Annotated in this window: 24 protein-coding genes; 7 read left to right on the forward strand and 17 right to left on the reverse strand. The window is 43.9% G+C overall.

What is annotated here, in order from left to right; all coding sequences use genetic code 11:
- Window positions 1-174 precede the first annotated feature (174 nt).
- From trmD to rpsP, 3 genes are all read right to left on the reverse strand, one after another.
- Window positions 175-942 (reverse strand): tRNA (guanosine(37)-N1)-methyltransferase TrmD, encoded by a 768-nt coding sequence (trmD, locus tag ACR64J_RS11620; RefSeq protein ID WP_317200052.1) that lies wholly within the window; start codon window positions 940-942, stop codon window positions 175-177.
- A gap of 20 nt (window positions 943-962) precedes the next feature.
- The gene (gene rimM / locus ACR64J_RS11625; RefSeq protein WP_317200051.1) at window positions 963-1,493 is read right to left on the reverse strand and encodes a ribosome maturation factor RimM; all 531 of its coding nucleotides are present in this window, start codon (window positions 1,491-1,493) and stop codon (window positions 963-965) included.
- A 144-nt stretch (window positions 1,494-1,637) separates the two neighbouring features.
- The gene (gene rpsP / locus ACR64J_RS11630) at window positions 1,638-1,904 is read right to left on the reverse strand and encodes a 30S ribosomal protein S16 (RefSeq protein WP_317200050.1); all 267 of its coding nucleotides are present in this window, start codon (window positions 1,902-1,904) and stop codon (window positions 1,638-1,640) included.
- 255 nt (window positions 1,905-2,159) lie between these two features.
- On the opposite strand from rpsP, the gene ACR64J_RS11635 reads away from it, so the two are divergent.
- Window positions 2,160-3,605, forward strand: a complete 1,446-nt coding sequence (locus tag ACR64J_RS11635) for an ATP-binding protein (RefSeq protein ID WP_317200049.1) — start codon at window positions 2,160-2,162, stop codon at window positions 3,603-3,605.
- A gap of 42 nt (window positions 3,606-3,647) precedes the next feature.
- Here the strand turns inward: ACR64J_RS11635 and ACR64J_RS11640 are convergent, their stop codons facing one another.
- From ACR64J_RS11640 to ACR64J_RS11700, 13 genes are all read right to left on the reverse strand, one after another.
- Window positions 3,648-3,827: a hypothetical protein gene (locus ACR64J_RS11640; protein WP_435949804.1), complete on the reverse strand. Its 180-nt coding sequence runs from the start codon at window positions 3,825-3,827 to the stop codon at window positions 3,648-3,650.
- A 112-nt stretch (window positions 3,828-3,939) separates the two neighbouring features.
- Window positions 3,940-5,625, reverse strand: coding sequence for an ATP-binding protein (locus tag ACR64J_RS11645; RefSeq protein WP_317200047.1), 1,686 nt, complete (start codon window positions 5,623-5,625; stop codon window positions 3,940-3,942).
- Between the two features lie 247 nt (window positions 5,626-5,872).
- The gene (locus ACR64J_RS11650; protein WP_317200046.1) at window positions 5,873-6,589 is read right to left on the reverse strand and encodes a response regulator; all 717 of its coding nucleotides are present in this window, start codon (window positions 6,587-6,589) and stop codon (window positions 5,873-5,875) included.
- A 495-nt stretch (window positions 6,590-7,084) separates the two neighbouring features.
- Window positions 7,085-7,501 carry a F0F1 ATP synthase subunit epsilon gene (locus tag ACR64J_RS11655; protein WP_435949805.1) on the reverse strand — a complete coding sequence of 139 codons (417 nt, stop codon included), beginning with the start codon at window positions 7,499-7,501 and terminating at the stop codon, window positions 7,085-7,087.
- Window positions 7,502-7,579: 78 nt separating this feature from the next.
- The gene (gene atpD / locus ACR64J_RS11660; protein ID WP_317200044.1) at window positions 7,580-9,013 is read right to left on the reverse strand and encodes a F0F1 ATP synthase subunit beta; all 1,434 of its coding nucleotides are present in this window, start codon (window positions 9,011-9,013) and stop codon (window positions 7,580-7,582) included.
- Between the two features lie 50 nt (window positions 9,014-9,063).
- Window positions 9,064-9,945 carry a F0F1 ATP synthase subunit gamma gene (gene atpG / locus ACR64J_RS11665; protein WP_317200043.1) on the reverse strand — a complete coding sequence of 294 codons (882 nt, stop codon included), beginning with the start codon at window positions 9,943-9,945 and terminating at the stop codon, window positions 9,064-9,066.
- A 220-nt stretch (window positions 9,946-10,165) separates the two neighbouring features.
- Window positions 10,166-11,710: a F0F1 ATP synthase subunit alpha gene (gene atpA, locus ACR64J_RS11670; RefSeq protein ID WP_317200042.1), complete on the reverse strand. Its 1,545-nt coding sequence runs from the start codon at window positions 11,708-11,710 to the stop codon at window positions 10,166-10,168.
- Window positions 11,711-11,802: 92 nt separating this feature from the next.
- The gene (locus ACR64J_RS11675) at window positions 11,803-12,426 is read right to left on the reverse strand and encodes a F0F1 ATP synthase subunit delta (protein ID WP_435949806.1); all 624 of its coding nucleotides are present in this window, start codon (window positions 12,424-12,426) and stop codon (window positions 11,803-11,805) included.
- A gap of 13 nt (window positions 12,427-12,439) precedes the next feature.
- Window positions 12,440-12,910, reverse strand: a complete 471-nt coding sequence (locus ACR64J_RS11680; RefSeq protein ID WP_317200040.1) for a F0F1 ATP synthase subunit B — start codon at window positions 12,908-12,910, stop codon at window positions 12,440-12,442.
- A gap of 129 nt (window positions 12,911-13,039) precedes the next feature.
- Window positions 13,040-13,297, reverse strand: a complete 258-nt coding sequence (gene atpE, locus ACR64J_RS11685; RefSeq protein ID WP_317200039.1) for a F0F1 ATP synthase subunit C — start codon at window positions 13,295-13,297, stop codon at window positions 13,040-13,042.
- A gap of 29 nt (window positions 13,298-13,326) precedes the next feature.
- A complete protein-coding gene (atpB, locus tag ACR64J_RS11690) occupies window positions 13,327-14,193 on the reverse strand; it encodes a F0F1 ATP synthase subunit A (RefSeq protein ID WP_317200038.1) in 867 nt (288 codons plus the stop codon).
- A 557-nt stretch (window positions 14,194-14,750) separates the two neighbouring features.
- Window positions 14,751-15,149, reverse strand: a complete 399-nt coding sequence (locus tag ACR64J_RS11695) for an ATP synthase subunit I (RefSeq protein WP_435949807.1) — start codon at window positions 15,147-15,149, stop codon at window positions 14,751-14,753.
- 192 nt (window positions 15,150-15,341) lie between these two features.
- Window positions 15,342-16,139 carry a metal ABC transporter solute-binding protein, Zn/Mn family gene (locus ACR64J_RS11700; protein WP_435949808.1) on the reverse strand — a complete coding sequence of 266 codons (798 nt, stop codon included), beginning with the start codon at window positions 16,137-16,139 and terminating at the stop codon, window positions 15,342-15,344.
- A 458-nt stretch (window positions 16,140-16,597) separates the two neighbouring features.
- On the opposite strand from ACR64J_RS11700, the gene ACR64J_RS11705 reads away from it, so the two are divergent.
- The 6 genes from ACR64J_RS11705 (at window position 16,598) to gluQRS (ending at window position 21,628) form a co-directional block, all read left to right on the forward strand.
- Window positions 16,598-17,107, forward strand: a complete 510-nt coding sequence (locus ACR64J_RS11705; protein ID WP_435951074.1) for a transcriptional repressor — start codon at window positions 16,598-16,600, stop codon at window positions 17,105-17,107.
- A 52-nt stretch (window positions 17,108-17,159) separates the two neighbouring features.
- Complete coding sequence (locus ACR64J_RS11710; RefSeq protein ID WP_435949809.1) at window positions 17,160-17,894, forward strand: metal ABC transporter ATP-binding protein; 735 nt, start codon at window positions 17,160-17,162, stop codon at window positions 17,892-17,894.
- 61 nt (window positions 17,895-17,955) lie between these two features.
- The gene (locus tag ACR64J_RS11715; protein WP_435949810.1) at window positions 17,956-18,759 is read left to right on the forward strand and encodes a metal ABC transporter permease; all 804 of its coding nucleotides are present in this window, start codon (window positions 17,956-17,958) and stop codon (window positions 18,757-18,759) included.
- A 166-nt stretch (window positions 18,760-18,925) separates the two neighbouring features.
- Window positions 18,926-19,777 (forward strand): metallophosphoesterase, encoded by an 852-nt coding sequence (locus ACR64J_RS11720; RefSeq protein ID WP_435949811.1) that lies wholly within the window; start codon window positions 18,926-18,928, stop codon window positions 19,775-19,777.
- Window positions 19,778-20,059: 282 nt separating this feature from the next.
- On the forward strand, window positions 20,060-20,500 hold the full coding sequence (dksA, locus tag ACR64J_RS11725; protein ID WP_317200032.1) for an RNA polymerase-binding protein DksA: 441 nt from the start codon (window positions 20,060-20,062) through the stop codon (window positions 20,498-20,500).
- Between the two features lie 144 nt (window positions 20,501-20,644).
- Window positions 20,645-21,628, forward strand: coding sequence for a tRNA glutamyl-Q(34) synthetase GluQRS (gluQRS, locus tag ACR64J_RS11730; RefSeq protein ID WP_435949812.1), 984 nt, complete (start codon window positions 20,645-20,647; stop codon window positions 21,626-21,628).
- Window positions 21,629-21,706: 78 nt separating this feature from the next.
- Here the strand turns inward: gluQRS and ftsW are convergent, their stop codons facing one another.
- A complete protein-coding gene (ftsW, locus tag ACR64J_RS11735) occupies window positions 21,707-22,831 on the reverse strand; it encodes a putative lipid II flippase FtsW (RefSeq protein ID WP_435949813.1) in 1,125 nt (374 codons plus the stop codon).
- Window positions 22,832-22,849: the final 18 nt, after the last annotated feature.

Raw genomic sequence — 22,849 nt, forward strand, 5'->3', positions numbered from 1 at the left:
CACATTAGATAATAGAGGCTTTACGCATACTACCTGTTTGTAATAATTGATCATATCTAATATCGGCAACTATCAAAATAGTGATAGTCATCAACAAGATACAACATAAAGGGGTTAAGATACGGCCATCAATAAACAGCACATTCTCAAATTTTTACTCTGATTACTTACTTACTATTTTGCTTTGTTTTCTTTAGCCAGCGCCTTAAGCCATTTTGCTTGCTCAGACGTTGGCGTAAAGGCTTGCCATAGATCTGGGCGACGCGCTTGGGTACGAGTAACCTGTTGTCCAAAGCGCCACTTGGCGATATTAGAATGATGCCCTGAGAGTAGTACTTCAGGAACCCTCATATCAGCGAACTCATGCGGCTTAGTATAGTGCGGGCAGTCCAGCAAGCCATCGACGAACGAGTCTTGTATGGCGGACTTATCATCGCCCATGATATCAGGCAGACGACGTATCACACTATCCATCACTACCATTGCTGGTAGCTCACCACCTGTGAGCACATAATCACCCAGTGACACCTCCATATCGACATACTGTGATAACAGACGCTCATCAATACCTTCGTAACGACCACATAACAGAATCATGCCGTCAAACTTAGCCATACTGACCACACTGTTCTCACTGAGCGTTTGTCCTTGCGGCGACATATAAATCACCGGACAATGCGCTTTATCGATACGGCAACCGTACTTGGCAGCACGCAACTTGGCATCCTCGATAGCTTGCGCTAAAGGCTCTGCCATCATCACCATACCAGGACCACCACCAAAGGGGCGCTCATCAATACGGCGATAATTGTCAGTGGTATAATCACGCGGATTGATGCATTCTATAGTCACCTGATTCCCAGCGACTGCTCGGCCCGTAATTCCAAACTCACGAATCGCGGCGAACATCTCAGGAAAAATACTGATAACAGCAAAATACATTAGGCGTCACTAATCATGAGTTAGTAATCACTTGGCCAAGCCACAACAACGGTTTTGGCAGTCGTATCGACCTGTAATACCGTCTGTTTGTGCCAAGGTATCAAGCGCTCTTCACTATCTAAGCTAGCCGATGTTGCTGCAACACGCATGATGTCATGAGCACCAGTTTCGAACATCTCAGCGATATCACCCAGATATTCGTTCTGCTCGTTAGTTACCCTTAAACCAACTAGATCTGACCAGTAATGCTCGTCATCACTCGTCTCAGGCAACACATTTTGCTCAACCCAAAGGGTAACACCATTCATCGTTTCAGCAACATTGCGATCAGGGACTTGCTCAAACTGAGCCACAAGCCCCGATCCCTGTTCGCGCCAAGCTTTTACGGTCAAAGGCTTCATGCCAGCGGCTGTTTTCATCCACCACGGCTGCATATCAAATATCGCCGTACGTTCATCCGTATCACTAAATACCCAAAGCCAGCCTTTAATGCCATAAGGCTTTTTGAGTTGGCCGATTTTCATGAGCGTATCAGCAGTAGGCGTAGACATAACGGTTGACCTGACAGTAGCTATAACCAATAAACAAAACAATAATAAACAACTAATCGCGCTTACTGGTCATGCCAGCTGCGCTACTTAATTTATCCCAAAGGTAAAATTAAGCCATTACTAAATCAAAACAATAGCTAAAACTTAAGCTGTTGCTTCGGTATTAGCAGACTTGTTGTAAGCTTTTGCTAAAGAAGCCACGCGATCTGAAGGTTGTGCACCTTTTTCGATCCAAGCATTGTACGCTTCCATGTTCAAACGTACCGCTTCTTCTGACTCTTTAGCGAGCGGGTTAAAAAAGCCGATGTTTTCAATGTAGCGGCCATCACGCGCGCGGCGTTGATCAGCAACGACTACTTGATAAAATGGGCGTTTCTTGGCACCGCCCCGTGCTAAACGAATAACAACCATGTGAATTCTCTCTTTCGCAGGTATACCAAAAAGGGCACAATTATATCATAGACTTCGTATGTTGAAAACATAAACTATTTTTATTTAATAACAGTAGTTTATACCGCTTTATCTGTGCCCTGTTATATATGATTTATCATCGTAACCTTTGACTTTGCAAACTCTTTTTAGGGGCAATGGCAGAGGGTTCTCGTAGCGTCACTTGCGCTATTGCACTATACTTTATAATCCTTATCAAAAATGCCGAAAATGGTTATGACTACACCCCCTATGCCGCGCCGCAAAAGCTGGCTTGAACGCTCTTATTCAAACAGTTGGCTGACTACCCTAGTCGTTGCCTTTATTGTGCTCATTAGTGTTGGCCTGACGATTTTGTTTTTTTGGCGTAGTCTATATTTGCCAGAGCTTAAAAACCACGCCCGCTATTTGACCAGTGAGCTGCGTCTTATGAATGGCGCGCGTGAGGACTGGCGAGATGACCCTAGGGTGCGTCAATGGATCTATCAGCACTCACACGTCGTAGTGGTTGACAGCCCCAATGATTTTCCAGAGGTTGAGGACAAAATATTTGTAGGCTTATTTACCGATGTTCTATCAAGTGAGATTGGTGCTCAATTGGGTCGACCTGTAGAGGTGTACTTTAAATTCAAACCAACACCGCAGCTTTGGGTGCAAGACAGCGGCGACAAGAGCTTTTGGATTCGTGAGCCAGTCGTTTACTATTCGCAATATAGTCCTGCACTTTTGATCCTATTTTTGATTGGTCTGCCGATATTGACCCTACTGACTATTATCTTACTAGTGCAGCAGCTCAACCGGCCACTGCGCTATTTGCAACGTGCCGCGACTAACTACATTCGTCTAGGTCACGCTACTACTTTGCCAACAACTACTGGCCCTACTGAAATCAGGCAGGTCAACACAGCGTTTAATCGTCTGTTTACTACTCTAAGTCAAGCGCAAAAAGAGCGTACGATTATGCTAGCTGGCATCTCTCATGACTTGCGCACGCCGCTGACCCGTATGCGCCTGACCGCTGAGATGCTACCTGATGACTTTTTTCGGGAAGGTCTTATCTATGATGTCGAGGATATGGACGCTATCTTAGAGCAGTTCATCTCTTATATGAAAGATGGTTCTGATGAACCTGTGCGTTTGACGAATCTAGATACGATATTTAATGAAGTGATGGTTCAATTCGCCCCTATGCGCTTTATCTATGAATCACAATGTCATAAGCAGGTGCCGGTCAGACCTCTTTCTATCAAGCGCTTAGTTATCAATCTGGTCAACAACGCCAAACGTTATGGCAAGCCGCCTATATACCTCTCAGCGACAGTCGTGCCGACCTTTATAGAGACGGCTGTAGTAGAGGATGCGGATGTTGTCAGTGAGAGCGAAATCAATACAGAGGCCCAAGAGCAGCTGGTAATATGCGTACGAGACTGCGGCGACGGCGTGGCCGAGGATCAATTAGAGCGCATTATGCAGCCGTTTGAGCGCGGTGAAACGGCGCGTACCACTCAAGGTAGTGGACTGGGTTTGGCGATTGTCAATCGAATCGCCCGCTTACATCATGGTACGGTTGAAGCCATCAATCATCCTGAGGGCGGCTTGCAGGTCTGTATACGTATACCTCTCATCTCAAAAGTTACTGGGGATGAGCGCGCGTCAACTGAGACAGCAGAGGACACAAAGTAAATAGCTCTAAAAGTAAACAGCTCTACTAGCAGTAGATTCTCTCTACTCTTTGCTGCCGATAGGCGGTGGAATGTATTTTGCGCTATTGGTAAAGGCTAAAGGCTGCGTAATCTGCGCCTGAGCCTCTTGCAAACTTTGGGTCGTTGTAGGCTGCTTGACAAATAAAAAGTAGCCGAGCGTGAGCGCATTTAATAATACCAAGCCACCAAATAGATAAGGCATAGTTAATCTCCTTTTTATCCAAGCCTTCAGGTTCAAGCGTCGATTTTCAAGCCTTGTTGTTCAAGCCTTGTTGTTCAAGCCTTAATGTTTCAGATGAATCTTTGCGTTTTATTTAGCTCTCAAAAGTACGGTCGCTTTTTTCTTGCGTGATTTGATCGGCGGCGATCGTCTGAGTGAGTGGCTTGATTGGCCAAGTCATCACAAAGCGGGCGCCGCCAAGCTCTGGGCTTTCATCCACACTCATACTACCACTAAACCAAAAAGCAATGCGCGATACGATAGATAGACCCAAACCATAGCCTCCTGAGGCGCGCGTACGGCTATCATCTAGGCGTGCAAAAGGAATAAACACCTTTTCGCGATCGGCCTCTGGAATGCCTTGTCCATCGTCCTCGACGCTGACAAAAGCATCGCCTTTTTTGACACCTGCACTGATGGTAATCGTTGTCTCCGCATAACGCAGGGCATTACCTGCTAAGTTTTGAATCACGCGGTGTAAATAGCGGCGATCAGCAATAGCTGTGATTTTACTGCTCGGCGGATTCCCGACGACTTTGATGTCTTTGCCCAGCGCATTGGTCTCTCGTACGATCTGCTCTACGAGCTCTTTGAGATTAACAGGTTCAAGATCTAGTTTGGGTGAGCCCTCCTCTAGTTTTGCATAAGTCAAAATCTCATCAATCAAGCCGTTTAGAGACTCAATGTCTTCATCGATATAATCACGCTGCATAAACCGCGAATCTTCATCCTCGGTATCAGCTAGCATATCGACTGCAAAACGAATACGTGCAACAGGCGTACGCAGCTCATGAGAGACGGCGCGAGTCAACTCCCGTTGTGATTCAATAAGACGCTTGATATGTTCAGTCATCGCGTTAAATGTCGCTGATAGCCGTGCAATCTCATCTTGACCGATCACTTGCACTTGAATATCTAGGTTGCCCTGACTAACCTCGTTGACCCCGACTTGAATCAGTTGCAACTTGCGCTCAAGTGGGAAAATTAGAGCATAGACCCCAAGGCTTATCAAAAACATACTGATCAAAACCATACTAACAATTAGATTGAGCGGGAACCAATTAAACAGCGGTACTGGCCCTATCAAAATCGCCATATCATTAATTTCAGAGGGTACAACAATCTTGATTGAAGAGTTACTTTGGCTATTATTGGTATCTTGCAATAAAATAACGACTTCATCACGGCTAAGGCGTGCCATCTGATCGCTATCTAAATCAAGCGCATTGACACCTTGAAAACTCAAAGGAAAAGGAAACTTTTCTTCCAAAACGTTTAGGCGCGCACGCTTCTCAGAAAGAGTCGTGTAATAAGACAAATCATCTAACAAAAACACTGCTATCGCACGCACTTGCTGCTCAGTAACTTGCGATACCCTCGCGGTCAAAACACCGCTACCATCTGGTAGCTTGTGATAGATATCTGCATAAGTCGGTTGATTGTTATAACGCACGATAGTCTGAATATCATCGAGGCGGCGCAGCTCATTTGAATTAAAATCAATAGTATCAATAGGTACTATTTTAAAAGTAGTGCCAAATAAACTACTGGCGTCAGAGAGCCAATAGTCTCGTTGTATCTCATCCTTTTGATGATCTATGCCTTCGCTAATAAGATAAAAAGCGCCTGTTGCCATATCTTCGCGATAAGACTGTACGCGCTCTTTATTAATAGTATCCATGAGCAGCTGCGCAAATAACGCCACGCACAAACAGACTATCAAAAGACCGGCGTAAATACGTACAAAAATACTATGCTTTAAAGAAGAAACTAATGACATACGTGCGATGACCACTCATTATAAATCGAGATAAATACTAAGGCGCTAATAACTGTTAAACACCAATACAACTACTGACAATCAAACTTAGATAACGGAGCAAAACGATAAATGCTGATCTACTACCCACAATCATCGCTAATTAAACCATATAATCAGATAAATAAGTTTAAAAATTAAAACCTGTGCCATAAAAAAACCAGCTTGACGCTGGTTTTTTGTTGAAAGCTACTATAAGTTTAACCAACTAGTTGCCTTCTTTTACGAATAGATAGCCTTTGCTTCGAACGGTTTTGATACGTTTTGGGTTTTCAGGATCATCGCCGATTTTTGGACGAATACGCGAGATGCGAACATCGATAGATCTATCTTGACCATCATACTCAATACCGCGCAGACGCTCAAAGATATCCTCGCGAGACAAGATACGACCTGCATTAGAAGCCAATAGCCATAGCAAATCATATTCAGCACTAGTAAAGTCAACCAACTCATCACTTAGGGTAACCGAACGTCCGCCATTGTCTATAACCAATTCACCAAACTCAAGGCGCTGCGGCACATCCTCTGATGGCGCATTCTCTGAGCGGCGCAGTAGCGCACGAATACGCGCAAGCAATACACGAGGCTGAGCAGGTTTGGCAACGTAATCATCGGCGCCCATCTCAAGACCCAATACTTGATCCATATCCTCAGTACGAGCGGTTAGCATCAAGATAGGATTTTGATAATGCGGACGTACTTCACGGCATACCGTCAAGCCATCACTACCTGGTAGCATCACATCGAGTACTACTAGATCTGGTTGTTCATTGACGATACGGCGAATAGCGCGATTCCCGTCTGTTTCTATAGCGACTTCCAAGCCATTTTTGACCAAATAGTCTTGGGTCAGCATGGCCAGACGCTCATCATCCTCAACGATCAAAATTCGCGGGGTGTTGTCTTCTTCATTCGTGGTCATTTTGGTGTCCTCTAATACATCTAAATTAAAAATGGTAAATGATCAAAATTAAATGCCAATAAAGCGGCTTGACTTATCTTAGTTTAAGTATTGCAAGTGTGGTAGCACAGTATACTACCAAACTCTAAGCTTCCTATACTATAGCTTATAGACGTTAACAAAACCTATAAATAATACCTATTAAAATTTTAGTTAACGTCCAAGATTAATTTATTTATAACCTAGCGCGAGCCTTGTTGTCTTATTTATCATTTTATAATCTAACTATTAGTGATGCGCAGATACAAACCTTGATACCTACGACAAGACAATAACTTGTGAAGACTTTAAGACACTTCATATAATGGCAGATTCAATATGATTTTAACTATTTTTGTACTAATAGTTGTCATTAAAAATTCAGTACAAACCATATCTTTTATTTTATGACAAGGCTGCATAAACTTTAGACAAAAAAAACAGCCCATAGTGGACTGTTTTTTATTAATAAGAATACTAGACGCGATTCTTAAATTTACGAATCGTTTGTAGCTGTGCTACTGATTCTGCTAATGATGCCAAAGCTGCATTGGTTTGCACCGTATCAGATTGATTCACTAGCATTTGCTCTGCCTTTTTGCGAGCTTCAACGATTTTGCTCTCATCAAGGTTATTTGCACGCATAGCCGTATCAGCTAGTACAGTAACCATTTTTGGCTGAATCTCAAGTACGCCGCCTGAGACGTAGATAACTTCTTCTTCGCCATTTGCCGCTTGTACGCGCATCGGACCTGGCTTTAATAAAGTAATCAGTGGCGTATGACCTGGCAATACACCAATCTCGCCTTCAATACCCGTTGCGATTAGCATACTGATATCGCCTGAGTATAACTCTTCACGAGCGCTTACGACGCGGCATTGTAATGTTGCCATACCTAATTCCTTATTATAAAAGTAGCTACTTGATAAGTGAGTAGTCAATCTCCCTACTCACTCATAGTCTAAAGTAGATTATGCAGCAGAAGACTTCATTTTTTCAGCTTTTGCCACTACTTCATCGATACCACCAGCCATATAGAAGGCTTGCTCTGGAAGATCATCATACTCACCTGCGATAATAGCCTTAAAGCTCGCAATAGTATCGCGTAATGAAACATACTTACCAGGTGCACCAGTAAAGACTTCAGCTACGTGGAAGGGCTGTGATAAGAAGCGCTGAATCTTACGAGCGCGGTAAACCACTAGCTTATCTTCTTCTGATAGCTCATCCATACCTAAGATAGCGATGATGTCTTTGAGCTCTTTATAGCGCTGCAAGACTTCCTGCACGCCACGAGCGACATTATAATGCTCTTCACCAATGACTTGTGGATCAAGCTGACGCGAGGTTGAATCTAGTGGATCAACAGCAGGATAGATACCTTGTGAGGCAATATCACGGCTTAGTACGACGGTTGCATCTAAGTGAGCAAATGTCGTTGCAGGTGAAGGATCCGTCAAGTCATCCGCTGGAACATAAACGGCTTGAACAGATGTAATCGAACCTGATTGCGTTGAGGTAATACGTTCTTGAAGTAGACCCATCTCTTCAGCAAGTGTTGGCTGATAACCAACCGCTGATGGCATACGGCCTAGTAGTGCAGAGACTTCTGTACCCGCTAGCGTATAGCGGTAGATATTATCAACGAACAATAAGACGTCACGACCTTTGCCAGTAGCAGGATCTTTGGTATCACGGAAGTACTCAGCCATAGTCAGGCCTGACAGTGCAACACGTAGACGGTTACCCGGTGGCTCATTCATCTGACCGTATACCATCGCAACTTTAGATTTGCTAAAGTCCTCAACGTTGACAACGCCCGCTTCTTGCATCTCGTGATAAAAGTCATTACCTTCACGAGTACGCTCACCAACACCAGCAAATACTGATAGACCTTCATGCTTTAGAGCGATGTTGTTAATCAGCTCCATCATGTTGACCGTTTTACCAACGCCGGCACCACCAAACAGACCAACTTTACCCCCTTTAGCAAACGGGCAAAGTAAATCAATAACCTTGATACCCGTCTCTAGCAATTCAGTACTGTTTGACTGATCCGCATAGCTTGGCGCTTCACGGTGAATAGACCAGCGCTCATCGGCTGCAACTGGGCCTTCTTCATCGATAGGACGACCAAGAACATCCATAATACGGCCCAAAGTACCAATACCTACAGGTACAGCAATCGGACCACCAGTGTTTGTCACTGGCAAGTTACGCTTAAGGCCTTCGGTTGAACCCATTGCGATGGTACGTACGATACCATCACCCAGCTGCTGCTGGACTTCTAAAGTGGTTTCAGTACCGTCTACTTGCAAAGCATCGTAGATTGAGGGTACTTCGTCACGGTTGAACTCAACGTCGAGAACCGCGCCAATAATCTGTACAATACGACCGCTACTCATTGCGTTCTCCTTGAACTTCTGTATATAGTAGGTTTTATAAAGGGTTTCACTTATGAAACAGCGGCAGCACCGCCAACGATTTCCGAGATCTCTCGGGTAATCGCCGCTTGACGCAGCTTGTTATAAACCAACTGTAAATCGTTAATTAAGTCGCCAGCATTATCTGTCGCCGCTTTCATCGCAACCATACGTGAGGATTGCTCGGAGGCCACGTTTTCCATAACTGCTTGATAAACAATTGACTCAATGTAGCGACCAAGCAGATCATCAATCAAAGTTTTGATGTCAGGCTCGTAAATATAATCCCAGCTTAGCTCTGTTTGTATACCGCTCTCTTCATCCCCAAACGAGCCCTCTGGTAGAGGTACCAGTTGATTGATCGTCGGCTTTTGCGTCATCGCATTGACAAACTTATTATAAACCACATAAATGCGATCTATTTTGCCATTGCTATAATCATCAAGCATCGCTTGTACTGGAGAGTTGATCTGCTCAAAAGTAGGCTTGTCACCGTAATCAGTCACCGCTGAAGTTACTTTACCGCCAAAGTTTTTGAAGAAACTGACGCCTTTTGCGCCAATGACTGCAAACTCGGCCTGTACAGACTGATTTTGATACTCTTGAATACTTTTAGATAACGCTTTGAACAAGTTAATGTTCAAACCACCAGCAAGACCACGATCAGAGGTAATGACGATGTATCCCACTTTTTCAACGGGACGCGAGACCATATAAGGGTGTTTGTAATCTGATGAGGCATGTACTAAATGTGAGATAACCCGGCGCATACTGTCAGCATACGGGCGACCTACGTCCATGCGCTCTTGAGCACGGCGCATCTTACTTGCAGCGACCATTTGCATGGCGCGAGTAATCTTCTGGGTGCTTTTAATACTGGTGACTTTGGCACGTATTTCTTTTAAGCTTGCCATAATGATTCCAATATAAATGGGTTAAAAGCATTAGCAAATATAACGATATATCGTCAATGCTATGTTTATAATTAAGTTACTTATAAACAGTATCTTAGCATTTTGTAGCACAATATAGTCATATGAAGTTGGCTGCATCGCTTGATACAACCAACCAAATCAGCCTAACCCGTTAACTTAGTTTTATTAACTTAGTTTTATTAACTTAGTCGCTAATTAATTAGTAACTGTGGTTTTGTTTAAAAGTCTCAACTGCAACCTTCAAGCGAGAAGCAATATCATCATTGTAGTTTGCAGTGTCATCAATTTCGTTCATCAAGTCACTTTTCTCATCATGCAAATAACGCAAGTAAGCTTCTTCAAATGCACCGATCTTCTCTACAGGCACATCCGATAAGTATCCTTCGTTAGAAGCATAGATAACGGCCGCTTGCTCAGAGATTGACATCGGCTGATACTGCTTTTGCTTCATAAGTTCTGTAACACGTTCACCATGATCAAGCTGCTCGCGTGTGGCGTCATCAAGATCAGAGGCAAACTGAGCAAAGGCTGCAAGTTCACGATACTGAGCAAGAGCGGTACGGATACCACCAGAGAGTTTCTTAATGATCTTAGTCTGAGCGGCGCCACCAACACGTGATACCGAGATACCAGCGTTCACTGCAGGACGGATACCTGAGTTAAATAGGCTTGACTCTAAGAAGATCTGACCATCAGTAATTGAAATCACATTAGTCGGTACGAATGCTGAGACGTCACCGGCTTGGGTTTCAATAATAGGTAGAGCAGTCAAAGACCCAGTTTTGCCAACGACTTCACCATTGGTGAACTTCTCTACATAATCCGCGTTGACGCGTGATGCACGCTCAAGCAGGCGTGAATGTAAATAGAAGACATCACCTGGATAGGCTTCGCGGCCTGGTGGACGACGTAATAGTAGTGAAATTTGACGATAAGCGACTGCCTGCTTTGATAAGTCATCAAATACAATCAGTGCATCTTCACCGCGGTCACGGAAGTACTCACCCATCGTACAACCTGAGTACGGCGCAATGTACTGTAGCGCTGCAGGCTCTGAAGCTGATGCAACAACAACCGTGGTATATTCTAGCGCGCCTGTTTGCTCAAGCTTACGTACAACGTTCGCAATCGTCGAGCGTTTTTGACCGATAGCGACATAGACACACTTAATACCAGAGGATTTCTGAGCGATGATCGCATCGATAGCCATCGCGGTTTTACCCGTCTGACGGTCACCAATGATAAGCTCACGCTGACCACGACCGATTGGAATCATGGTGTCAACGGCTTTATAACCGGTCATTACTGGCTGATCTACGGATTGACGGTCGATAACGCCTGGGGCGATTTTTTCGACTTTATCCGTCATCTTGGCATTGATAGGACCTTTGCCATCAATAGGATTACCCAAGGCATCAACAACACGGCCGAGCAACTCAGGACCTACTGGTACTTCTAAAATACGACCAGTACAATAGGCTTTTTGACCTTCTTGTAGTTTTAGGAAGTCACCAAGCACGACTGCGCCAACAGAATCACGCTCTAAGTTAAGCGCCATTCCGTAGATTTCGCCTTCAAACTCAATCATTTCGCCGTACATGGCATCTTCAAGACCATGAATCTGCACAATACCGTCAGATACTTTGACAATTGTGCCTTCATTTTTTGCAGTTGCACCTGCATCAAGGTCTTGAATACGCTGCTTAATCAGATTACTGATTTCCGCTGGATTCAATTGTTGCATTGCCTTGTTTCCTTTAATTTATGATAACTCGCCTATTGACTCAAATACGTCCCTTGAGGCCCAAACTCAATCGGTTGGTACCTACAAACATACTAAGCCATTAGCTGTGTTTTTAACTGTTGTAACTTACCGCGCATAGAATCGTCGATAATCTTGTCACCGACTTTGATTGTAGCGCCTGCCAAGAGACTAGGGTCGACCGTTTCGTGAATCACTACGCTTGCATTTAGTGATGCTGCAAGGCGCGATTGGAACATTTCACGCTGCGCGTCAGTCAGTGGGTAGGCAGAAGTCACATAGGCGTCAAGTTGCTTTAAGCTGAGTGCTTTATGGCGACGATAGTGCTCATAAACTTCAGGAAGCAGTGCCAGACGCTCTTGCTGCGCTAACTGATTTATAAAGTTGCTAAGCGCGAGAGATACTTTAGGGTAGCTTGTGCTGCTATCGTAACGTGTGCCTTTACTCTCACCTAGTAATTGCTTTAGGGCAGAGTCGCTTGCGCCAGCTACTTGTGTATCGTAAAGATCGATTAAAGCGGCTGACTTGTGCTCAGCCGTAACAGCTGGGTTCTCTAGCAAGGCGTGAAACGATTTGTCATGGACAATGGTGCTAGCAACAAACAGGAAGTCTTCCCACTCGTTGACCGCACCGTTATCATTGGCATAGTCAAACGCCGCTTTTGCGTAGGGTCGTGCTAAGGTTGATAAGTCAGCCATTATATCCTCACAGTTACAGCTTCGCCGCCAGTTGTTCTAACATGCTGGCATGTTTTTGTGCATCGACTCTATCTTGCAGAATCTTTTCGGCACCAAGTACAGAAAGTTCAGCCACTTGAGCACGTAGTGATTCACGCGCCTGATTGATCTCTTGGTCGATGGCCGCTTGTGCTTGCTGACGGATGCGCTCACCTTCCACTTGGGCTTGTGTTTTTGCATCTTCAACGAGCTGGTTGGCGCTTTTGTTCGCTTGCTCTATCAAGGCAGCTGCTTTAGTCTTTGCAAGATTAAGCTCTTGCTCGACGTCTTGCTCTGCGGAAGCCAAATCTGCTTTTGCTTTTTCTGCGGCATTTAAGCCATCAGCAATTTTGCGTTGTCGCTCGTTGATAGCACCGATAAGCGGTGGCCATACGAACTTCATGCAGAAAATTACAAAAATTGCAAAAGAGATAGCCTGACCGACGATAGTAAAATTGATATTCACGTGATCACCTCTTTGTTAATGAAAAATCAGTTTCATTGATCATGTTTGGCTCTTATAAGTCTACTAGTTTTGACGATCTACTGAGCTTACCAATATCAAAAGCCAAACATTTACAACTGAGCTTTCTGATTAACCTGCTAGAGGGCTTGCAAATAACAATAGCATAGCAATACCAACACCGATCATTGGAATCGCATCAAGTAGACCTGCGACGATGAACATACGAGTTTGCAATTGTGAACCAAGCTCTGGCTGACGGGCAACGCCTTCTAGGAACTTACCACCTAAAATTGCAAAGCCAATACCTGTACCTAGTGCACCTAGACCGATAAGAAGTGCTACTGCGATAACCGTGTAGCCGTTTAATACTGCTAATACTGGATCCATTGATGTATCCTCTTTTACCTATAGAAAAATTAATGTTCAGTTGATGATGCAAGTGACATATAAACGATTGTCAACATCATAAATACGAACGCTTGAAGGGTAATGATTAAGATGTGGAAGATAGCCCACGGTACTGACAGCGCCCACTGAATCCAAAACGGCATCAGCGCAATCAGAATAAAGATCAACTCACCAGCATACATGTTACCAAAGAGTCGCAAACCTAGTGACACAGGCTTTGCAATCAAAGTAACAAACTCGAGGATAAAGTTGATTGGGATTAAAATAATTTGTACGATTGGGTTTTTGGCACTAAAGGGATGTAGCGTCAATTCACCAATAAATCCGCCAACGCCTTTGGCTTTAATACTGTAGTAAATAATCAAAGCAAAGACTGCAAATGACATACCTAGCGTAATATTAGGATCAGTTGTTGGTACGATTTTGAAGAAGACATGATGTGGGTCATAGCCCATCGCCGCACCAACTTGCCCTGCTAGAGACGGGATAAAGTCAATGGGCACTAAGTCCATCAAGTTCATCAAAAAGATCCAGACAAAGATAGTCAAAGCCAGTGGCGCAATCAGTTTTGAGGTACCGCTATAAGAGTCACGAACGTTGTTGTCCACAAACTCAACGATCAGTTCAACCGCTGCTTGAGTTTTGCTAGGAACACCTGAGGTGACTTTTTTAGCCACCATCCAAAACATGACACAGAACAAAATACCTAGACCGATTGACCATAGCATAGAGTCAAGATGAATGGCATTAAAGCCCATCTGCCCAGCTTCTTCTGCGCTGTAAGCAACTTTCCAGCCCTCCCCAGGCAGATAGCCATACGTCCAATGCGTTAAATGGTGAGAGATATATTCTGATGATGTTTGTTCGGATGCCATAATGTAAGCTTCTTATTAATCAACGATTTAATCAACTACCAAAAATATAGTTGTCATCTGTTAAGTGGTTTGATTTAGGTTCAACTTAAATCACTTAGCAGATAACATCCAACCCGTAGCACCTAAGTAAGTAGCACCTATGTAAATATCTGATTTTGATACAGTTTTATAAATTCTAGCTATCAAAAAAGGGCTTATGAGTAAACATTACCAGCCCTTGAGACCTACACATAGATATTTTGCGTCTGCTTTGTCTATATTAGAGACATGCGCCTAAGCAAAATATTTAGCTGCATATAGTAATGCAGCGTTGTATTCATGTAAAGCAAATTGTGAACTTTTTGTTTGTGATAAATACTTGATTGTGATAGGGAACGTATATAAATGTGAGGGTACAGCGATAATAAAGCGATAAATATTATTTGTAAGTACTTTATAACTGCTAAATATTTGTTAGATTTTACAACATTTTCAAAATAAATACCAACATTACTGCGAGTATCTAGCGCCTAATTGGTATCTCGTTAGATATTAACTTATCAGTACAAACGTACTAGTTAGTTTAGTCGTACCAGCATCCAATTGTAGCTCATTTGCATAACAATAAAGCCTGCAAATAGTGCAGGCGCTGACAACGGTTTTATAAGTATAAAGATTAAAGCAAAGCCAAAGGCCGTCAATACCCATTTGACCGCCTGACCGCGGTAAAGCTGTCTAACAATATGCTCACGCGCACGAAATCCAGTATGCCTAAACACAAACAAGGTAAAGATCATTTGAGTTGCAAAACTTAGGACTGCACCAAGAGCTACTCCTTGAACGATCAAAAGATCGCTTCGTAGCCAAACGATATCTAACAGCCAAGCTAGAATAATCAAAATCAGCAGTATCCAAACTTGACGTTTGATATGGCGCCCTATCTGATCTTTTTGATTGCGTTTGGCAGGCTGGGTCATTAGTTACCTTGCTAAGTAGAGTCTTACTAAGTAGAGTATCGTGCTTATTTAAACGGTATGACTTTTCTATAAAACATCACTTGCCTTGTATCAGCCGCTTATTGTAATAACCATGCGTTACTTTGGCAAGATAAACGCTGTGCTCCACTGTTTGACTGCTACAACAGCTAGGCCATCAAGCCGTTACAGCAATTAATCAATACAACGGCGCATCTGCTCCGCCATTTGTTGCCAACCTATAACAAAGTCTGTACTGCTGCTCATGTCTTCTGCTTGCACCGTCGTTTTGACTGGTTGGAGTTTGGCGAGTAAGCCTTTGGCAGGATCGCTTTGAGTGACTAGGCACATAGTCGAGTTAGGGCGCTGCTCGTTCAACTTACGCAACTGACTGGCCTTTGGTGACAGGTGATGATCGGTTGTTAGACTACCGACGAGCTGTAGGTTTAAGCTATTCTCGATATAATGATATGCATCATGATACGCCCAATACGGTTGAGTGGTTTTTGAGCCTGATTGTACGCTTGCCACTGCCCTATCCATACGTTGAGCGAATTTTTGCGCATTGGCCTGATATAGATTCTTGTACTGCGGATTGGCGTGGCTATGTATGACGGCTAAGGCGCGCGTGATCGCTTTGGCATTTTGCGGATCAAGCCAAATATGGGGGTCTAAAGTATTAGGGATAGATTTGGCTTGCGCATCACGTAGCGGATAACGCTTAAAAGCATCAAATTTAAAAAGCGCAATGGCATTGGGTGCACTATTTAAGCTGCTGGCCAAATTATTCTCTAGAGGCTCGCCAAACCAAACCACAAATTTGCTGTCTTGAATGGCTTTTATATCGCGCGGACTGATACTGCCGTGATGACCGACCTCCCCTGCTTGTAGCAGCTGCTTGGCAGGCGGCGCGCCTGCGGTTACCGCTTGGCTTAGTAAAAATAGCGGATAATTACTGACTGCGACTGTAGCAGCTTGTACGCTTATTGCCATAAATCCAAGCATCATTATAGCGGTAGCGAAAAAATAACGCTTAGCCAGCTGAGAGAACGTTCTTAGTACACTAGCTAAAGATTTATGTACAATGAAAAAATTAATCCGTCTAATAGTTAAAAAAAACGTACTCATATTGCAATCCTATAAAAGTCTGGGCTATCGCAAAAGTAGCTATAGTTGATTTACTCTAAAAATGATATAGCGCTGCTGGGATGCTATTTTTACGTGAAGTTGCGCAGCGTTGAAAGGTAATAGCACGCCAGTAAAATTTATACCAGTAGCTCGTCTAAATTTATGACAATTTTACTTTGAACTGACTATATCAAAAACTAAGTAGCACAAAGACAGCCAAAAAAGCGATTAGCTTCTAATTTTCATTATGTTATACTATAACAATAAAGAACGCTACCTTAAAACATCAAACTGACTTAGGAGTTGGTATTGTGACAACTTGCATGCATCCACACGATGTACAGGATTTTACAGTATCTGATATCGCAGCACGCATAAATGCAGCTAAAGAGCAATGCCGCAAGCGCTCGGTACGCTTTACGCCGCTGCGTGAGCAGATATATGAGCTGGTATTGCAAGCCAATAAACCAGTAGGTGCTTATGATCTCATCACTCAGTTGCAGCATAGGCGCTCGTCTGAGTCTGATACCTCAGTCAATCAAAACCCATCAACAAGTAAAAATGTTGCACCACCTACGGTTTATCGCAGTTTAGAGTTTTTACTTGAGCAAGGTCTTATCCATCAGTTAACCTCTATTAATGCCTATGTGCCTTGTTGTCATCCGCGAGCGCAGCATACCGCCGCATTTTTGATTTGTGATACTTGTCTGCGAGTGCAAGAGTGCAGCAGCTTGCCGGTGCAAGAGATAATGAGTTTTGCTGAGCAAGATGTCGGCTTTAGCGTCACTCGTAGCGTCATTGAGCTCAGTGGCCGCTGCTCAGATTGCCAGTGATAATCACTATTGAATTATTCATAAACCCAATCATAAGAAGACAACAACCCCTATGAGTGACCAAAAGCTATTAAGCTTAAACAGCGTCAGCTACGATATCGATCAGCTGCGGTTGTTATCTGATATCACTATCGACATCGCCGTGAACGAAACTGTGAGTTTGATCGGGCCTAACGGCGCTGGCAAGTCCACCTTAGTCAAGCTCATCTTGGGTCTCATTACGCCTACTCATGGTCATATTACCGCGCATCAGCCGCTGCAGCTAAGCTATGTGCCGCAGCGTTTTTCAGTGCCGCCTATACTGCCGCTACGGGTACAAGATCTGCTGGCACAAGCTGACAAAAAACGCCTGACACCTACGCAGCGTGACTTTATTTTTGATAATTTGTCCTTGACGTCTTTGCTGACGCGGCAGATGCGTAATTTATCTGGTGGCGAAACTCAGCGCGTATTATTGGCGCGCGCTTTGCTTGATAAGCCCAATTTGCTGATATTAGATGAGCCGATGCAAGGTCTTGATCCAGAGACAGAGGTTTGGCTCTATCAATTTATCGATGAGCTGCCAGATTTTTTGCGCTGCGCTATGCTAGTGGTCTCGCATGATTTGCATTGGGTAATGAAAGGCAGCAGGCGGGTCATTTGCCTCAATAAGCACATTTGCTGTGAGGGTCAGCCTAGCGAGCTTGCGGTTACTACTGAATTTCAAAGACTCTTTGGTCATCATTACGAGCAGCCTTATGTGCACAAACCACATGCTTGTGAGCATCACGCTCCGCATGAGATGTAGTGTTTTTTGTATTTAAAATACCTTTTTAAAACTACTTACCCCTTATTAATGGACATCGCTTATGACTGCTTGGTTGGCCATTATTGCTCCTGCTTGGATTGCTGGTAGTATATTAGCGCTCTTGTCAGCGCCGCTCGGTTGCTTAGTGCTATGGCGGCGTATGGCATTCTTTGCTGATGCCTTAGCGCATGGTACCTTGCTTGGCGTAGCGCTTGCGGTGCTGTGGCAGCTGCCTATGGGCGTAGGTATTGCTCTGGTGAGTGTGCTAGTCGTTATAGGGTTGGTGCTCATTGATGATGAGCGCTTGCCAGTGGATGCGGTACTAGCAGTAGTTGCAGTATCGCTACTATGCTTGGGGCTGCTGACGCTGACTCAAATGACCGATCAGCAGGCCAATGTATTAGGATTCTTATTTGGTAATTTGCTGGAGCTTGATTGGCGTGATTTACCTGTGATTGGCGGTAGCGTCGTTATTGGACTTGCGCTACTTAGCTATATCTGGCCTGCCCAAATTAAGCTGGCAACACACGAAGCACTCGCTCGCATTCAAGGCATTAACCCTACTCGCCAGCGCTTATTCTTTATGGGATTATTAGCAGGGTTTTGCGCTATTGCCTTGCAAGCGGTCGGTAGCCTGTTAATTAGCGGTTTATTGGTATTGCCAGCATTAACCGCGCGCCTATGGTCAGCAACGCCCAAGCAAATGGTTATCTTGTCACTCATCATTGCGCAAGTAGGCGTTACACTGGGCGTTTGGGGCAGCATATGGCTCGATATACAGACAGGACTGTCGATTGTTTTGATACTAGCGATCCTGTTCTTTTTAGCGTTAGTTGTCTCAAAGTTTACACTTTCAAAGTCGTAATAAGATGGTTTATGAATAAGTTCATTTTAGCTAAGCGTATAGTGTAACCAACTTTATTTGATAGATACTACTAGAGGTTTATTGCCTGATATGTTATAAATTTCTGTTTAAAGAATATAGACCTTTATTTAGACAAATGATATTTATCCTCAATGGGACTGACGCTATGCCAAGCTACCCTGCTCGTAAGATCAGCACCCCAGATGATACTCTAAATGTGCTGCAGATTACTGACCTACATTTATCAGATGTCTCTGCAACAGCGAATACTGAGGTTCAAAACACCGCATCTAAAAGTCATCTTACTTGTAAACAAAGCTTTGAGGCCGTTGTCAAACAGGCGCTTGGTGAAGCGATACGCTGCGACTTGATTGTGGTGACTGGCGATTTGGTTAGTGAAGTCAAAACGGCGACATACGATCATATCTTTGATGTATTGCAAGCGACTGATATTCCATTTGCGTGCATCGCAGGCAACCATGATGTGACCAATGAGCTCGGTCATGACCTGCCCTTTTATGAGCGTAAACTTATCGCTCAACCTGCTGATCCACGACTACTTAGTCGTCATTTAATCGAGTCAGAATATTGGCAGCTACTGCTACTAGACTCGTCAGTGCCCGGTCAAGTAGCGGGTTATATTGATGATACAGATATCGCTTGGGTGTCGGAGCAATTAGCTCGTTGTTCTAAGCCTGCAGTTATTGCTGTACATCATCATGTTCTGCCTATTCAATCTCAGTGGATAGACGCGCATATGGCACAAAACACAAAGGCGTTTTGGGACAGCTTAGCTGCTTTTAGACACATACAGGCTGTTATTAGCGGTCATAATCATCAAGAGCAGATTCGCTATCATCAAGAGGTTACTGTTTATAGTACGCCCTCTACTTGCTATCAGTTCAAACCATTCAATGATGATTTTGCTTATGATACACAGACAATGCCTGGTTATCGCTGGTTGCAACTTGATAACAATGGGCGGCTTGTAAGCTGGGTGAAAAGATTAGATACTTGATTTGCTGACAATAATTTTGTCTAAAAAACACTATAAAAAGTAACACCGCCGCTTACTGTATTTTGGTTACAATCGGCTTAAATAAAACAGCTTCAATAAAAAGAATAAGTTAAAGCACTATTGAGACTTGATTATTAGGCCTCATTTATACCGCTAACTCTTGCACCTTGTGCATAGATACAAAACGTTTTGTAATGGAAGATAGATAACGTTTGGCAAGTTTATAACGCCTTGTATGACAAGCCGTTTTATTGAATCAATTTGGATAAGTAGGATACTTATATGACCACTCTGCCCACAGATCAAAGTGATGTAAAATTCACCCCTTATGTACCTGCAAAAGATGAAGAATACATGTCCGATGCTCAGTTAGAGCATTTTAAAGCTATTTTGTTAGATTGGAAAAGCCAGCTTATCGGTGAAGCGGATCGCACTAAGACTTATATCCAAGATGAGTCAAGCGCTATGCCAGATATTAACGATCGCGCCACTCAAGAAGAGGAGTTCGCCCTAGCGCTACGTACTCGCGACCGTGAGCGCAAGCTGATTCGCAAAATAGACAAATCCATGGCTGAAATCGAAAATGACGATTATGGATTCTGTGATACCTGCGGTGTTGAGATTGGCCTGCGCCGCTTAGAGGCACGTCCGACAGCGACTCAGTGTATCGATTGCAAAACGCTCTCAGAGATCAAAGAGCGCCAAAATCAGGGGCACGTGTAACGCGTTTAACTCTCTTATAGCATCCAAACCCTAAAGTAACTAAACCCTAAAGAGCGAGCGACTATATGATTAGTCGCTCGTTTGCGCTGCATGCTTCTACTTTTGCTTTATCAGACAATCACTTCTATATTTTGAGTATTGACTATGCTTGATTTACCGTCCATACCCCCTATTGGACGCTTTGCGCCCTCACCAACAGGTGAGCTGCATTTAGGTTCATTGACGACTGCACTAGCCAGCTATTGCCATATTAAGTCGCTAGGCGGCAAATGGCTGCTGCGTATTGAAGATACCGATACTGCGCGCTGCTCTACTCAGTTTAGTGAGCAGATTATCATGGATCTTGAAATGCTCGGAATGCTGTGGGACGGTGACATTGTTTATCAATCTGAGCGTATTGATATATACAACGACTACTTATCCTCGTCGCTAAAGCCGCTCACCTACGGTTGCCAGTGTTCTCGTAAGACATTAGAGCACTACTGGCAAGAGCAGATATCATTAAAAGAGCAAGCTAGTCAAAATGATAACTTTGATGCTAATGACAAACTGCATTATAGACAACGCTACCCACGGTGCTGCATCACTGCCAATCTTGCGCGCGATCAGCATAAGCTGCGCCTGCAACTGCCTAATTATGCCATAGGCTTTAGAGATGGTATTCAAGGTATGCAGTGGGCCAATCCGCAGCAGGTGCTTGGAGATATGGTAGCGCGGCGCCAGAATGGGATGATTAATTATATTTTGGCGGCGAGTATCGATGATGGATTGCAAGGCGTCACTCATATTATGCGCGGCTTAGATATTCTACCGATGACGAGTGCTCAAATTAGTATTTTAAATGCAGCAAATCTGCCCGCTATCGAGCAGTGGTATCATCTGCCGCTAATCTGTCATGCTGATGGACAAAAACTCTCCAAACAAAACCTTGCCCAGCCTATTGACACTCGCAATCCTAGTGCTCTGATTACACTTGCCTTGCAGCTGTTAAAGCAACAACCTGTAGACGTCGATACGTCAGATCGTATGCTTAAACAAGCCATCGCTCAATGGGACAATGCAGCCCTGCATGGTCAGCAGCATATAGCTCTGCCTTTACACACCGACCGAACGTCTTACTTATCATAACTGCTCTACTATTAAACAAAAAACGTCGCTTATTGCGACTTTCTCGATATTTGATTGACCTTAGTGATTTGATCGCGCTTAATAATAACGTCCCTGACTCTTTTCGATATTCGGGCTTTCTCTATGAATTTTAAGCAACAAAGCGACCATCACTAAGCTGATAAGCATAGAGGAGCCACCATAACTAAAAAATGGCATAGTCAAACCTTTGGTTGGAATCGCGCCCATATTCATCGCCGCATTGATAATGGTCTGCGCAATAAACACCACCCCAATACCGAACGCCGTATAACTCATACGCATCTGATTGCGTTTAAGCGCATTGTAGCTAATACGCATCGCGCTACCAATAATCAATGCCTCTAACAACAAAATCATTGTAACGCCAACAAAACCAAGTTCCTCACCCGTAATGGCTAATAAAAAGTCGGTATGGGCTTCGGGTAAATGCGACAGCTTTTGCACGCTTTCGCCGTAGCCGACCCCTGTGAACTGACCACGGCCAAAAGCGATCAAACTACGCGCCAATTGGTAATCCGTATCTTGCACGTCATCAAATGGATCAAGAAACGACATGACCCGTACCAAACGATACTGAGCTGTCGTCACCATCAAAATAACACCGCCAACAGCGACAGCCCCTAGCGCCAAAAACTGCTTGTAAGGCGCGCCTGCAATATAAAAAATCGCGAATACTGTGCCTAAAATAACCACAAAGGAGCCAAAATCTGGCTGTAATAACAAGAATATCGTGATCATCCCAACGACTAAAATAATACGTAAAAAGCCATCCCAACCGTTGCGCACTTCAAAGGAGCGACGCACTACAAAATCTGACACAAAGACAATCATCACCAGTTTGGCAAGCTCTGCGACCTGAAAGTTGATCACACCCAAATCCAGCCAGCGTTTGGCGCCGTTCACAGGCGTACTAAATAAGGTTGCTAAAAGCAACAAACCTGTAATCGCAAGCAGCATAAACTGCGTCTCAGTCTTGTACAAGGTTTTGAGCGGTACAAGATAATAAGGTAGAGCGGCGGCAACTAAGCCGATACCGATATACGTCAATTGATTGGTAAAAAAGTAAAGTTCTGTCATGCCGCGGCTGAGTGCATAAGGAATAGAGGCTGAAGCGACCATTAATAAACTAAACACCAGCATACAGCCGACACTTGCCAGCAAAATCGCTCCCGCTGAGGGCATAGATAAAACACCATCCGA

The organism is Psychrobacter sp. DM8 (genome assembly GCF_051307025.1).
Lineage (GTDB): Bacteria > Pseudomonadota > Gammaproteobacteria > Pseudomonadales > Moraxellaceae > Psychrobacter.